At 64.2% G+C, this 14354-nt stretch carries 10 protein-coding genes; 7 read left to right on the top strand and 3 right to left on the bottom strand.

The genetic code is table 11. The features are described from left to right. Window positions 1-6: 6 nt before the first annotated feature. The 4 genes from pdxR to BKA07_RS10235 all read left to right on the top strand — a co-directional run bounded on the left by pdxR (window position 7) and on the right by BKA07_RS10235 (window position 5792). Window positions 7-1515, top strand: a complete 1509-nt coding sequence (gene pdxR, locus BKA07_RS10250; protein ID WP_167950814.1) for a MocR-like pyridoxine biosynthesis transcription factor PdxR — start codon at window positions 7-9, stop codon at window positions 1513-1515. Window positions 1516-1672: 157 nt separating this feature from the next. Beyond that, on the top strand, window positions 1673-3064 hold the full coding sequence (locus BKA07_RS10245) for an aspartate aminotransferase family protein (RefSeq protein WP_167950813.1): 1392 nt from the start codon (window positions 1673-1675) through the stop codon (window positions 3062-3064). Between the two features lie 10 nt (window positions 3065-3074). After that, window positions 3075-4193, top strand: a complete 1119-nt coding sequence (locus BKA07_RS10240; RefSeq protein ID WP_167950812.1) for a phosphotransacetylase — start codon at window positions 3075-3077, stop codon at window positions 4191-4193. A gap of 18 nt (window positions 4194-4211) precedes the next feature. Then, on the top strand, window positions 4212-5792 hold the full coding sequence (locus tag BKA07_RS10235; protein ID WP_167950811.1) for an APC family permease: 1581 nt from the start codon (window positions 4212-4214) through the stop codon (window positions 5790-5792). Between the two features lie 105 nt (window positions 5793-5897). Here BKA07_RS10235 and BKA07_RS10230 read toward each other — a convergent pair whose 3' ends face one another. From BKA07_RS10230 to BKA07_RS10220, 3 genes are read right to left on the bottom strand one after another with little or no spacing between them, the layout of a single operon-like run. Beyond that, window positions 5898-7562, bottom strand: a complete 1665-nt coding sequence (locus tag BKA07_RS10230; protein WP_167950810.1) for a cobaltochelatase CobT-related protein — start codon at window positions 7560-7562, stop codon at window positions 5898-5900. 53 nt (window positions 7563-7615) lie between these two features. Continuing rightward, window positions 7616-8566, bottom strand: a complete 951-nt coding sequence (locus tag BKA07_RS10225) for an AAA family ATPase (protein ID WP_167950809.1) — start codon at window positions 8564-8566, stop codon at window positions 7616-7618. A gap of 37 nt (window positions 8567-8603) precedes the next feature. Continuing rightward, the gene (locus BKA07_RS10220) at window positions 8604-9428 is read right to left on the bottom strand and encodes an IclR family transcriptional regulator (protein ID WP_167950808.1); all 825 of its coding nucleotides are present in this window, start codon (window positions 9426-9428) and stop codon (window positions 8604-8606) included. Between the two features lie 239 nt (window positions 9429-9667). Here BKA07_RS10220 and xsc point away from each other — a divergent pair, with 239 nt between their 5' ends. From xsc to BKA07_RS10205, 3 genes are read left to right on the top strand one after another with little or no spacing between them, the layout of a single operon-like run. After that, a complete protein-coding gene (gene xsc, locus BKA07_RS10215; RefSeq protein WP_167950807.1) occupies window positions 9668-11488 on the top strand; it encodes a sulfoacetaldehyde acetyltransferase in 1821 nt (606 codons plus the stop codon). A gap of 30 nt (window positions 11489-11518) precedes the next feature. Beyond that, window positions 11519-13288, top strand: coding sequence for an amidohydrolase (locus BKA07_RS10210; protein WP_245161913.1), 1770 nt, complete (start codon window positions 11519-11521; stop codon window positions 13286-13288). Between the two features lie 3 nt (window positions 13289-13291). Beyond that, complete coding sequence (locus tag BKA07_RS10205; protein ID WP_167950806.1) at window positions 13292-14332, top strand: GTP-binding protein; 1041 nt, start codon at window positions 13292-13294, stop codon at window positions 14330-14332. Window positions 14333-14354 lie beyond the last annotated feature (22 nt).

Raw genomic sequence — 14354 nt, 5'->3', positions numbered from 1 at the left:
GCAGACATGACGTCCCACGACGACCACTCAGAATCCACACTCAGCCCACCGGCCCTGTCCCCGATCGAGATCTCGATGGACTCGAGCGAACCGCTCTATCGGCAGCTGCGTCGGGCCCTGGAACATCAGATCCTCTCCGGTGTGATGAATCCGGATGTCGCCCTGCCTTCGTCACGCGCTCTGTCACACGAACTCGGGCTCTCACGCAATACGGTCAATGCCGCAATCCAAGAGCTCGTCGCCACCGGTCTCATCGAAGCGCGCGCTCGCAGCGGACACTTCATCAACACCAATCTGCTCGACAACGGATCGGAGAAGCACCACAGTGCCCGACTCTCCGACGGGTCCATCGATTGGGAATCCAAAATCCGTGCGATCCCGGATAGGAATCTTCCAGAGATCACCAAGACGAAGAACTGGCAGTCGTACCCCTACCCATTCGTCGCCGGCCAGATCGACCCTGACGAGTTCCCCAGGCTCGCCTGGGCCCGGGCCTTGCGCACGGCCATGGATCCTAAGCACCTGCCGTTCTCCGTCCGCGACGCCATCGACGAGGACGACCCGCTGCTCACAGATCTGCTGTGCCAACGCGTGCTCCCGAGCCGCGGCATTCACGTGAGCCCTGAGAATGTGCTCATCACCGCAGGATCCCAACAGGGACTCGACCTTCTGGCCCAACTGCTCGTCGGCCCCGACACCACCGTCGGCGTGGAGGACCCAGGCTATGTCGATGCCAAACACGCCTTCACCCGTGTCGGCGGACAACTGATTCCCCTGCCCGTCGACTCTCAGGGAATGATCCCACCCGATGATCAGCTCGACATCGTCTACGTCACCCCCAGCCATCACAGCCCCACCAATGTCACACTCGACCCCTCACGCAGACTGCAGCTGCTGACACGCATGCGAGAGACCAATTCCCTCATCATCGAAGACGACTACGATTCAGAGTTCCGATACCGGGGCAAACCCACCCCTGCGCTCAAGGCCCTCCCCCACTCCGATCACGTCATCTACCTGGGTTCGTTCAGCAAATTCCTCGCCCCCGGACTCCGGCTGGGCTACATCGTTGCGGAGCCCGAACTCATCGAGCGCATGCGCACCCACCGCCGCTATTCCATCCGCCACGTCCCGGGCCACACCCAACGCGCCATGGCGCTGCTCATCGACTCCGGACAGTTCCATCGCACGATCTCACGCCGACGAACCCAGCTGCGGAAGAAATGGGAGACACTGACCAGCGCGCTCGAGGAGCACCTGCCCTGGAGAGTGCCGTTCCCGGCCGGAGGTGTCAGCGTGTGGATCCAGGCCCCACCGGAACTCGACTGCCGCGAACTGGCCGAAGAATGCCTGCGCCGAGGCGTCGTCATCGAACCCGGAGACCCGTTCTTCCTCTCGCCCGAAACCAATCGCAACTTCTTCCGCCTCGGCTTCGCCGTCATCGACCTCGACTCCATCACCCCCGGAGTCCGCCACCTCAGCGAAGCCATCGACTCGGTCCTCTCCCAAGCCTGACCGCTCGAACCCTCTGGTACCAAAGAACTCGTAACGGACTGGGACTTCAGCGGGAACCAGATTGCCGAGAGAGTGATGACAAGCACACCAAAGACGGAGTGCCGGAGTCGGGACGCCTCGACGTACCGACCCCAGAAAGACCGATTGGAGGGTTCGCGTGACGATCTCGGATTATGCAAATCGTGCCCAGCAGCACCTTTTTCCCCACTTCACAACGGGCAAGGTGTGGAATGACGAAGATCTGCCGATCATCGTCGAAGGCAAGGGCAGTTACCTCATCGACGAGCGAGGCGATCAGCACCTCGACGGTCTGGCCGGGCTGTTCTGCGCGAACATCGGTCACGGACGGCAGGACATCCCCAAAGCCGCCTACGAACAGATGAGCAAACTCGCGTACTGGACGAACTGGGGCTCCGCTCATCCGGCGGCCGTGGACGCGGCTACTCTCATCGCCGGCCACGCTCCCGGTGACCTCGACACGGTGTTCTTCGTGAACTCCGGTTCGGAGGCCGTCGAATCGGCCGTCAAGTTCGCCCGCCAGTACCACCGATCGCAGGGGCAGCCGCAGCGCACGAAGATCATCGCCCGGGATATGGCCTATCACGGGACCACACTCGGTGCTCTCGCAGTCACCGGCATCCCGGCCTACAAAGAGCCCTTCGGCGACCTCATGCCGGGAGTCTTCCACGTTCCCAATACGCTCGGCGAAGCGGTCCCGGCAGGCGGAACCGCTGCGGATCTGCCCTCGATCCAGGCCATCAGGGAACTCATCGAACGCGAAGGCGGCGACACCTTCGCAGCCCTGTTCGCCGAACCCGTCCAGAACTCCCGCGGCGCCCTTGTGCCTCCGGAAGGCTACTGGCAGGAACTGCGGAAGATCTGCGACGAGCACGGAATCCTCCTCGTCGCAGACGAAGTCATCACCGGCTTCGGACGGTTGGGCGAATGGTTCGGCTCGATCAAGTTCGATGTCGTCCCCGACCTCATCACCTTCGCCAAGGGCTCCACCTCGGGCTACCTGCCCCTCGGCGGAGTCATCATCCGCAAGCCCCTGGCCGAAGCCCTGCTCGACTCCCCCGACGCAGGAGCGTTCACCCATGGTGCCACCTGGGGCGGCCATCCCGTGGCGACTGCAGTGGCCACAGCGAACCTCACGGCTCTCGCCGACGAGAACGTGCCGGGCAATGTCCGCAGCCTCGAACCCTATTTCCAGAACGGGCTCGATCGGATCACCGACTCCTACCGGTGCATCAAGGAATACCGCGGTGCCGGGTTCTTCTACGCCATCGAGATGATGGCCGACCGGGACACCGGAACCGAGCTGTCTCCCGAAGCGTCCAAGGCAGTCCTCACCGAGGTGCTCCCCCAAGCGATGAAGGAAGTCGGACTCATCACCCGTCCGGACAACCGCGGAGCGACGATGCTCGTCCTCTCCCCGCCGCTGGTGGCCGACCAGGCCGTCCTCGACGACCTGCTCGACAAGGTCGATCACGTCATGGGAGCTGTCGACGAGCGCGTCGGCGTCTCGGCACTGTCGGCGGCAGTCTGAGGATCGGCCCATGTTGAAGACACCGGCAGCACGCAGTCAGACGAACACTCTCACGGCCCAGCCCGTGCCCTTTCCCGACGAGGTCGAGGTCGACCCGATGCTGCTCGAGCGGGTGCTCGGGTTGTGTGGACGCGGAATGCGTCCCAGAGTGGTTCTCGCGGAATCCCACGATGACCGCATCCTTCGTGCTGCCGGTGTCCTCGCCGAGGCTGGACTGAGTCCCGTCCTCATCGGCGACCGGGAAGAGGTCCTGCGTCGCGGTGAGAGGCTCAGCATCGCGGGAGTCGACGAGTGGAGTGTGGAAAATCCCTCAGATCTCGCAGCCGGAGCCACTGGTGCACGGATTCGACGCAGAGCGGAGAGAAAGCATCGCCATCTCACCGAACAGTGGCTGAAAGATCCCGTCTGCCTCGCCGCCGCAGCAGTCGCAGAAGGTGCCGCCGACGCAGCCGTCGCCGGTGCGGATCGCCCGACCGCCGATGTCATCCGGGCAGCCCTGAAGATCGTCGGGCTGGCTGCGGATTCGACCGTGCTCAGTTCATCGTTCCTCATGAAGCTGGCCGATGGGCGGTATCTGGGGTTCGGCGACTGTGCCGTCATCCCCGTCCCCGATGACGAACAGCTCGCCGCCATCGCCGTGGCCACAGCGCGGACCTTCGCCGCGATCACCGGAACCTCTCCCTCGGTGGCGATGCTCTCCTTCTCCACGGCCGGATCCGCACAACACACAGACATCGACACGGTCAGGCTCGCAACACAGCGGATCCGCAACACTCGCCCCGAACTCGATGTCGACGGCGAGCTGCAGTTCGATGCCGCGATCGTCGAATCGGTGGCGAAGTCGAAGGCTCCGGACTCTGAGGTCGCAGGGCACGCCAATGTGCTCGTCTTCCCGAACCTGGCCGCCGGCAACATCGGATACAAGATCGCCGAGCGCCTCGCCGGAGCCCACGCCTTCGGGCCGCTGCTCCAAGGTCTGGCGGCTCCGATCAACGACCTCTCCCGCGGGGCGAGTGTGTCCGACATCGTCAACGTCGCCCTCATCACGTGCCTGCAGGCGCTCACCCCGACCACGGCGACTCAGCAGCCGCTCCGAGAACCCACCACTGAACCCACGTTCACAGAGTAGTGACGAAAGTTAGGTGCCATGTCGAAATCAATAGAGAACCCAACTCCGAACGTCGCGACCACACCGTCAGATCCCGGTCACGGCGAACAACCCGAGAGGATGGCGAAGACGCTCAAACCGCGTTGGGTCTTCGCCATCGCACTCGGCTCCGCAGTCGGCTGGGGTGCCTTCATCCTCCCGACCGATTGGCTGGCGATGGGAGGCCCGCTGGGAACCCTTCTCGGATTCTCCATCGGCGCCTGGCTGATGCTCATCATCGCCGTCAGCTACGGATTCCTCGTCCGCACGTTCCCGGTCTCCGGAGGCGAACTGGCCTATGCCCTCATCGGCTACGGACGAGTCCATGCGTTCTTCGCCGGGTGGTTTCTCACACTCGGCTACGTCTGCATCGTCGCGCTCAACGCCTCGGCGCTGGCATTGCTGTTCCGCAAGATCATGCCCTCGGTCATCGAACAGGGCTATCTCTACTCCGTGGCCGGCTGGGACGTGTATCTGCCAGAGATCCTCATCTCGGTCACGGCGCTCGTCGTCTTCGCAGTCCTCAACATCCGCGGCACCGCACTGTCCGGACGGATCCAGTTCTGGGCCTGCGTGCTCATGATCATCGCCGTCGTCGCAATCATCATCTCAGTCATCGCCAGCCCGACGACGCATTTCGGCAATATGTCACCAGCGCTGCCCGACGGGGTCAACCCGGTGGCTGCGATCATCGCGATCGTCGCAATCGCTCCCTGGGCCTTCATCGGCTTCGACAATGTCCCGCAGGCCGCCGAGGAGTTCGACTTCTCCCCTGCCAAAGCACTCCGCCTCATCGTGCTCGCGATCGTCACCGCCGCAGCCCTCTACATGGCGATGCTCGTCTCGGTGTCGATGGCCGAACCTTGGCAGGCACTGGCGAACTCGGGGTCGGCATGGGGCACGGCCGATGCAGTCACCGGCGTCATCGGTGGCTCAGGACTCTTCCTGCTTGCCATCGCTATCACAATGGGAGTGAGCACCGGCCTCAACGGCTTCTACGTCTCCGCCAGCCGAGTCCTCATGGCCATGGGCCGTGCACAGATGATCCCACCCATCTTCGCTCGGCTGCATCCGAAGTACAAGACACCGCATATCGGGATCATCGCCGTCCTCATCGTCTGCCTCATCAGCCCGTGGTTCGGGCGTGCGGCACTGACCTGGGTCGTCGACATGTCGTCGATCGGTGTGACCATCGCCTACCTCTACACCTGCCTGTGTGCGTTCAGGATCTTTCGTCCCACCCGTGAAGCGCAGGATCCTGAGGCTCTGCCGGGCATGTACTCGACGACGAAGAAGGTTCTGTCCGGTGTGGGCGCGGTGATTGCGATCATCTTCATGCTCCTCTTGCTCATTCCGGGCTCTCCCGGTGCGCTGGGCAAAGAATCGCTCATCGCCCTGGCCGTGTGGATCGTCATCGGTGTCGTCTTCTTCCTCTCACGCATTCGCCACAACAGGAAGCTCACCGACCACCAGGTCGATCGCCTAGTCCTCGGTGACATCCGTCCAGCAGTCACCCGGTTCAGCGAGCGCGCAGAGATGCGACGCGATGGGACGCTGACAACCGAGAACCGAGGCTTCTGAAGGGATAGACACCCCAGCAATTAGAGATCGGCCCGCTGCTGACGGCAGCGGGCCGATCAGCTCAACGCCCGAAGACTCTGAGCTCAGCGGTCGAGAGCTCCGCGCTCAGCGCCCGAGGACCCTGCGGAGCGCGTCTACGAGTGCGCGCACCGATGCCGCGTCTCCCACGTCCTCGGGGGCAACCTCGACGCCGACGGGATAGATGAGGCTCGGATCCGTGTCAACACCGATTCCGATCACTCCGATGTCCCCGGCTCGGCGCAGACTGGCCACCGTCGCCTGGAGGTCGCGGGCCAGGAAGTGCTCGTCGTTGGCCTCACCGGTGGCTGAATCGGCAGGCAGTCCGTCGCTGATGACGACCACAGCCGACTTCGCCGCTTGCTGGCTGCGCAGCCGGTCGACGGCCCACCGCAGGCCCTCGGCATCGATGCCTTCGCGGAACAGCGAGGTCTTGAGGATCCCGCCCAGGTGGGTCCGCGAGCGGCGCCATGAGGAGTGTGCGGCCTTGAGCACGATGTGATGAACCTCGTTGAGGCGGCCGGGACCGGCGGGAGATCCCGCCTTCTTCCAGTTCTGTCGCAGGCGACCGCCGTTCCACGCATTCGTGGTGAACCCGAGGATCTCCGTGCTCACGTCCAGCCGGTCGAGGGCCGTGACGATGACGTCGAGGAGCGCACCGAGCCGGGACGCATACGGTTTCATCGACCCTGAGAGGTCGAGCAGGAAGGTCACGGCGCAGTCCGTCTGAGCCCTCTGCGAGCGTCCGCGGAACACCCGGGGGTCTCCGGGAGAGGTGAGCAGCCGTGTCAGTCGTGAGGAATCCAGAATGCCTTCATCGGCATCGACGGCCTCGTGGACATCGGTGTCATCGTCGATGACGCTGTGCAGGCGGGTGACGACGGGAGCCAGCGGCACCGCGAGTCGGGCAGTCTCCTCGGCGATCGTGCGACGCCCGCTGCTCAGGCTATCGGCCCTGACCAGGTCGGTGATATGGGATGTCCTGTCGAAGCTCGTGTCCCAAATGCGATATCCCTGGGCGAGGTGGAGGCGTCCACCCATCGAATCCGAGACGGGGGCGAACAAGTCCTCGCTGACGTCGAAGACCAGAGGCAGGCTCGCCGTTGCTCGACGTTGGCGGGCTCCGGTCCGTGTGCTCTCCCGATCTTCGAGCGCAGTGATGCGACCGGCGATCGTGCGCGCAAGGTCACGGGCCACCTCGGCGAAGGCATGCTGATCGTGCCGTGCCGCTTTCAGGAACGGCAAGAACGGACCCAGATCGGCAGAGATCTCGAAGCGGGCCTCTTCGATCAGATCGGACTCGGCGGGGGTGATCGGCTCGCGGGTCAGTGCGGCCCGGGTGACGAGGATGACCGTGAACAACAGCATGCCCAGATGCGTCTCATGGAGTCGGCTGCGAAGGTATTCGCTGCGCCAGTCGGCATGGCGCAGCGACAGATTGGCCCGGACTCCCGCGTGCGGGGCCAAGGACTCGCACCGGCACTGTTCGAGGATCTCGACGAGGAGTCGTTCCTCTCTGGCCTCGGGCAGCATTACACGGTGCACCTCCAGGTCGCTGAACTTGCGGCGCATGGCCATCGCATCCGTGGCTCCTCGCAGCGAACCGAGACCGGATGTGCGGGGGTTCGGGTAGAGGTGAGGGGCGTTCATCGGCAATGTCCCGCGGGAGTCGATGGGCCGGTGCGCCCACAGGTCGACTCCGGGATCGCCGCTCAGTGCCCTGAATACCGAGGCCAGACGCCTCTCCAGCATAGCCTCCTCTCGGTGGGAAGAGTGCTGCGATGACAGCGATCCGAGGCCGGTCATCAGCTTGCCTTCACGATCTCACTGACGCTGAGTTCATCGCCGAAGCAGCGCTGATAGTATTCCGCGACGAGAGGATGCTCGGAGGGATCACAGCGGTTGAGGAAGGAGAATCTGAAGGCGAGTTCGACGTCGCCGAAGATCACCGAGTTCTGGGCCCAGGAGATGACCGTGCGCGGCGACATGAGTGCAGAGACGTCACCGGCAGCGAATCCGCTCCTCGTCAGCGCCGCTACCTCGATCATCGTCCGTACTCCGTCGGTGCCGACGGTATCCGCGGCTTCGGGCACTTGCCCGGTGACGACGAGGAATTCCTCTTCGGGGTCGAGGTAGTCGAGTGAGGCGATGATGTTCCAGCGGTCGAGTTGAGCTTGGTTGAGCCGGTTGACTCCGTGGTAGAGACCGTTGATGTTGCCCAGCCCGACGGTGTTGGCCGTGGCGAAGAGGCGGAAGTTCGGATGCGGGCGGATCACCCGGTTCTGCTCTGTGAGGGTGAAGTGCCCATCGCGTTCGAGCAGGCGCTGGATGATGAACATGACCTCCGGTCGGCCCGCATCGTATTCGTCGAAGACCAGAGCCATCGGTCGGCTCAGGGCATAGGGGATGACTCCCTCTTCGAAGGCTGTGCGGGGCTGACCGTCTTCGATGACGACCTGGTCCTTGCCCACGAGATCGGCGCGTGAGATCTGGCCGTCGAGGTTGACGCGCATGACCGGCCAGTTCAGACGGGCCGCGATCTGCTCGATATGAGTCGACTTCCCCGTCCCGTGCAGTCCCTGGACCAGCACTCGCGAGCCATGGGCGAACCCGGCCAGGACGGCTCGGGTCACCTGCGGATCGAACCGATAGTTCTCATCGATGGTCGGGATCAGGTCACTGTCGTCGTCGAGAACGGGCACCGGCATGTCTGCATCGATGCCGAACATGTCTCGAATCGTTGTATCGTCGGCCATTTGCGCCGTCCTTTCGCAGTCTGTGTGAGTCGGTGGTTCAGGCCGAGGATGCGGTCGCATCGTCGCGATCGATCTCGTTGAGAACGGCCATGCGCTTCGCGGCGGCGCGAACCACTGGCAGGAGTTCGACGAGGTCGTCGATCGACTTGCGGATCACGGGAGCCTGGACCGCCAGAGCTTGGTTCGAGCGGCCGATGTCCGTGGGGATGAGCACCGCCAAGCAGACGAGTCCCTCGAGGTACTCCTGCCGGTCCAGGGCATAACCGACCTGACGGACGGAACCGAGTTCTTCATCCAGCACATCCGGGTCAGTGACGGTGTTCGAGGTGAAGGCTCTCAGCTGCGCACTGGTGAGCAGCCGACGACGGGGGGTGTCTCCGTACTGCGAGGCGATCATCTTCCCGCTCGCCGAGGCATGGATGGGCACACGGCTGCCGGCCTCGAGATGCACTCGCAGCGGGTGGGAGGTCTCGACGCGATCGAGGTAGATGACGTCATTGCCGGAGACTGCGGTGAGGTTGCAGCTCTCGCCGACCTCTTCGGCCAGCTGCGCCAGGGTCATCCTCCTTGCCCCCTGCCGAGAATCATTGAGCAGAACGTCCTCGGCCATCCGTCTCAAACGGGCTCCCGTGCCGTAGTGGCGTCCATCGCTGTGCCGAGTGAGCAGACCCGCACCCTCGAGCTGCTGGAGCATGCGATGCAGGGTGGGTTTCGGCAGGCCCGTCTGCACGACCAGGGACTGCAGCGTGAAGATCTGGTCTCGGGTGGAGATGAACTCCAATAGAGACACCATCCTCAGTGCAGGAGTCTCACCAGCAAGCGAGAGACCCTCGTCGGTTGTCGGCTCTGCTGCATCGTCCATGATCCTCGTCCTCCCATCCCCCGCGGGCATCGTTGTCTTGGAATCGTCATCGAATCCGGGCATCGCCGCCCGGAATCTCAGTGTTCCGAATTATCGTATCAAATGAAATCTTTTTCGGAACTCTGTTGACACGACGAGGCCCGCTCACTAACGTCAAACATGTTCCGCTTTTCAAAGTGATATGAACACAAATCCGAGACCACAAAGCAGTGGTCGCACGACGAACAGGAGACGTTGCAATGACGGAACTGGCCGATCGAACCGAAAAGACGGCACTCAGCGATGCTGCGAAACCACAGAAGATCACATCGTCCGAAGCATTCGTCGAAACGATGGTCGCCAACGGCGTCACCGACATCTTCGGCATCATGGGTTCGGCATTCATGGACGCGATGGACATATTCGCCCCCGCAGGCATCGACTTCATTCCCGTGGTCCATGAACAGGGTGCGGCGCACATGGCGGACGGCTACGCCCGCGCTTCGGGCCGACACGGTGTCGTCACCGGACAGAACGGACCGGGCATCTCGAACTGCGTGACGGCCATCGCGGCCGCCTTCTGGGCGCACTCACCGGTGGTCGTCGTCACCCCGGAAGCGGGGACGGGCTCCATCGGACTGGGCGGATTCCAAGAGGCCAATCAGCTGCCGATGTTCCAGGAGTTCACGAAGTACCAGGGACACGTCAGCAACGCGACCCGCATGTCCGAGTTCACCGCCCGCTGCTTCGACCGGGCGAAGTCCGAGATGGGCCCGACCCAGCTGAATATCCCCCGCGACTACTTCTATGGGGAATGCTCTCCCGAGATTCCCCAGCCGCAGAAGATCGATCGCGGCACAGGCGGAACCGAAAGCCTGGAGGAAGCGGCAGCGCTGCTCGCCTCGGCGAAGAATCCCGTCATCGTCTCCGGAGGCGGCGTCGTCATGGCCGATGGAGTGGATGAGTGCATCTCCTTGGCAGAGCGCCTCGGATCCCCGGTGGTCAACAGCTATCAGCACAACGACTCGTTCCCGGCCAGCCACCCGCTGTGGGCAGGACCGCTGGGCTACCAGGGGTCGAAGGCCGGGATGACCCTGATCAATCAGGCCGATGTGGTCCTCGCACTCGGCACCCGCCTCGGGCCATTCGGCACACTGCCCCAGTACGAATTCGACTACTGGCCCACGAATGCCAAGATCATCCAGGTCGACGCCGATCAGAAGATGCTCGGTCTGGTCAAGAAGATCGATGTCGGCATCTGCGGCGATGCCAAGGCCGTCGCCCAGGAGCTCCTCGCCCGGCTCAACGATCGCGACGTCGCCGGCGATGCGACGAAGGAGCAGCGCGCAGAGCTCATCCGTGCCGAGAAGGAGGCCTGGGAGGCCGAGCTCGATTCGTGGACCCATGAGCGCGACGAGTTCTCCCTCGACACCATCGACGAGGCGGCGAAGGAAGAGGGCAACTGGCTCCATCCGCGACAGGTTCTCCGGGAACTCGAGAAGGCGATGCCCGCCGATGTCATGGTCTCGACCGATATCGGCAACATCAACTCGGTCGCACACAGCTATCTGAGGTTCGAACGCCCCCGCAGCTTCTTCGCCCCGATGAGCTTCGGCAACTGCGGCTACGCTCTGCCGACGATGATCGGAGCCAAGCGCGCCGCTCCGGAACGTCCCGCCATCGCCTACGCCGGCGACGGCGCTTGGGCCATGAGCATGGTCGAGGTCCTCACCGCAGTCCGACACGACATCCCGGTCACCGCCGTCGTCTTCCGCAACCGGCAGTGGGGAGCGGAGAAGAAGAACCAGGTGGAATTCTACGGCCGTCGCTTCATCGCTGGTGAACTGGACAACGGTGAGAGCTTCGCCGCGATGGCCGAGTCGATGGGTGCCGACGGACTCGTCGTCGACCAGCTCGACGAGGTCGCGCCCGCCCTCCAGAAGGCCGTGGAGGCCCAGATGACCGATGGCAAGACCACCGTCATCGAAGTCATGTGCACCAAGGAGCTGGGGGATCCCTTCCGCCGAGATGCTCTGCGCAAGCCGGTTCGCACACTCGATAAGTACAAGGACTTCGTGTGAGTCCTCGATACTGGTGAACGCCGGTCGCCGATGGTGGTCGGGTCCGTCCCGACCACCATCGCCGGCGACTCCGGTGTCGCCTCACGCACGACACAATCGAACAGCGGCCCGTCGACGACGACACTGCCGCAGAAAGCTGGCGCTCACGCGATGAACTCGCCCGAACAGATCATCTACCCAGCCCGAACCGTGAGGACCCTCGATCCCGCACGACCCTCCGCCGAGGCGGTCATGGTCCGCGGATCACGGATCCGAGCCGTCGGTTCTCTCGACGAGCTCAAAGCCTACGGTCCCTCCCGCATCGACGACCGCTACGCCGAGGCCGTGATCTTCCCCGGAATGGTCGAAGCCCACGCGCATGCGGGCAGCGGAGGGATGTGGGAGAACACCTACGTCGGCTTCTATACGCGCAAGGATCCCGACGGCCGAATCTGGCCCGGCTGCACGAGCATCGACGAAGTGCTCGATCGGCTGCGGGACGCCGACGCCCGCCTCGGCGACGGTGAGCTCCTCATCGCCTGGGGACTCGACCCGATCTTCTTCCCCGGCGAGCGCCTCGACAAACGCCACCTCGACTCGGTGTCGACGACTCGGCCGATCTTCGTCAGCCACCAGAGCGGGCACCTGGCCACCGTGAACTCGGCGATGCTGGCCCATGAGGGCATCGATCGCGACTGCCCTGTCGAAGGCGTCGTCCGCGGTCCTGACGGCGAACCCAACGGCGAACTGCGGGAGCCTCCGGCGATCGCGCTGATCTCCAGCGCTTCCTCCCTCCTCGGCGGTCCATTCGATCCGGCCGCCCTGCGCGGTTTCGCCGCCGACGCTCGCAACCACGGGGTGACCACCTCGGCGGATCTCGGCAATCCCTACATCATGACCAATGCCCTCGACGAGCATCGAAGCATCATCGACGACGATGACTTCCCGGTCCGGCTCTCGCTCTTCCACCTCGGCGGAGGTATGGGTGCCGGCGGCGACCCGGACACAGCGTCGCGGACTCTGGCGGATCTGGCCGAGACCGGCAGCGAGAAGATGCACCTCGGCGGGGTCAAACTCTTCCTCGACGGGTCCATCCAGGGCTTCACCGCCCGGCTTCAGGCCCCCGGCTATCTGTCCGAGGACGGCAACGGCATCTGGCTGTCCTCACCCGAGGAGTTCTATCGGGCCTTCCGCGCTTACCATTCGGCCGGGTCGGTCATCCATGTCCACTGCAACGGCGACGAAGCCACCGAGCTCTTCCTCGACACAGTCGAGCGGGTGCTGGCCGAGGTCCCCCGTTGGGACCACCGGCACACGGTTACCCACAGTCAGCTGACCACTCCGGCGCAGTACCGGAGGATGAAGGCTCTGGGCATGTGCGCGAACATCTTCTCCAACCACATCTGGTACTGGGGCGACCAGCACCGCGATGTCATCCTCGGGCCTGATCGCGCCGAGCGGATGAACGCCGCGGCCACCGCCCTGCGCATCGGGGTGCCGATCTCGCTGCACTGCGATACACCCGTGACTCCTCTCGACGCGCTGGCCACGGCTTCGTACGCGGCCGAACGGGCCACACCCAGCGGCCGCGTGCTCGGCGTCCACGAGAGGATCAGTGTGCCGGAGGCTCTCGACGCGGTCACCCTGGGAGCGGCCTATATGCTCAAGCTCGACCATCTCGTCGGGTCGCTGGAATCGGGGAAGTTCGCCGACTTCGCGATCCTCGACCGGGATCCCTACGACTGCGAACCCGCCGAATTGCGAGACATCACCGTGCACGGATCGGTCGTGGCCGGAAGGCACTTCCGGGCGGCAGGCTGAGCGATGATCGAGCTGACTGTGATCGGCGGCTACCTCGGGGCGGGCAAGACCACTCTGCTCAACGAGATCCTCGATCGGACCGACGGTGAACGCGTGGCGGTCATCGTCAATGACTTCGGTACGGTCAACATCGACGCGGAGATCATCTCCAGCGATGACGGCCGAACGTGGGACATCGCCAATGGGTGCATCTGCTGCGATCTCTCGGACGGGATGGCCGCCGCGATCGAGAGCATTCGGACCACTTCTCCCCCGGTCTCGCGCATCTTCGTCGAGGTCAGTGGGGTCGGTCAGCCCGAGGTCGTCGCCCGTTGGGGCGATCATCCCGGCTTCGTCCGTGGTGGAGCGCTCGTCTGCGCCGATGCCACCTCCATCCGCCGGGACGTCAACCGGAAATGGGTGGGAGAGACGGTGCTGTCGCAGCTGCGCGGTGCCGACCGGATTCTGTTGACGAAGACGGATCTGGTCGATGGCCAGCAGAGGCGTGAGGTCCTCAATTGGCTGGCTGCGCACCCGGGCATCGACGCGGAGATCATCAACCGGGACGACGTTCTGGCCGGTGGTCAGGTGGAGCGATCGGAAACGGCGACGCCCAGTGCGGATGACGCCGTCGCCGAGCCCGTGCCATCTGTCGACGACGGCACAGCCTCCCGTGCCCCCGCACGAGTTCACAGCTCGTGGTCGATCACGGCCACCTCGGCGATCGACCCGGAGCAGCTGTGCAATCTCATATTCGACCTGCCGGAGACCGTCGTCCGCGCCAAAGGGATCCTGCCCGACAGTCGGAAGTCCGGCCGCCGGTTCCTCGTCCAATATGACGGAAAGAGGTGCAAGACCAGCGAACTCGAATCGGACGGAGAGACCGTCACGGAGGGCAGCACCGTCGCAGACGGCGGGGTCGCACGAGAGTCCACGGCCTCGGACGGCGTGACGGTCTCGGACGGCGTCGGCCGCCTCGTCATCATCGCGGCCGGCGACCATGCCGGAACTCCCGAGGCCGTGGCCTCACTGGCCCAGGCACTTCACGGGTGGGTCGGCGACTAGCCGGCCCCGATCTTCGGAAAGG

This window comes from Brevibacterium marinum (genome assembly GCF_011927955.1).
Taxonomy (GTDB): Bacteria; Actinomycetota; Actinomycetes; order Actinomycetales; family Brevibacteriaceae; genus Brevibacterium; species Brevibacterium marinum.
The sequence above is the reverse complement of the archived record's forward strand: the minus strand, read 5'-3'. Positions and strand labels throughout refer to the sequence as shown.

Bases quoted from the DNA above. Each gene is read 5' to 3' on its own strand.
- BKA07_RS10205 (WP_167950806.1), top strand. From the start codon at position 13,292: ATGATCGAGCTGACTGTGATCGGCGGCTACCTCGGGGCGGGCAAGACC.
- BKA07_RS10210 (WP_245161913.1), top strand. From the start codon at position 11,519: ATGGTGGTCGGGTCCGTCCCGACCACCATCGCCGGCGACTCCGGTGTC.
- pdxR (WP_167950814.1), top strand. From the start codon at position 7: ATGACGTCCCACGACGACCACTCAGAATCCACACTCAGCCCACCGGCC.
- xsc (WP_167950807.1), top strand. From the start codon at position 9,668: ATGACGGAACTGGCCGATCGAACCGAAAAGACGGCACTCAGCGATGCT.
- BKA07_RS10220 (WP_167950808.1), bottom strand. From the start codon at position 9,428: ATGGACGATGCAGCAGAGCCGACAACCGACGAGGGTCTCTCGCTTGCT.
- BKA07_RS10235 (WP_167950811.1), top strand. From the start codon at position 4,212: ATGTCGAAATCAATAGAGAACCCAACTCCGAACGTCGCGACCACACCG.
- BKA07_RS10225 (WP_167950809.1), bottom strand. From the start codon at position 8,566: ATGGCCGACGATACAACGATTCGAGACATGTTCGGCATCGATGCAGAC.
- BKA07_RS10240 (WP_167950812.1), top strand. From the start codon at position 3,075: ATGTTGAAGACACCGGCAGCACGCAGTCAGACGAACACTCTCACGGCC.
- BKA07_RS10230 (WP_167950810.1), bottom strand. From the start codon at position 7,562: ATGCTGGAGAGGCGTCTGGCCTCGGTATTCAGGGCACTGAGCGGCGAT.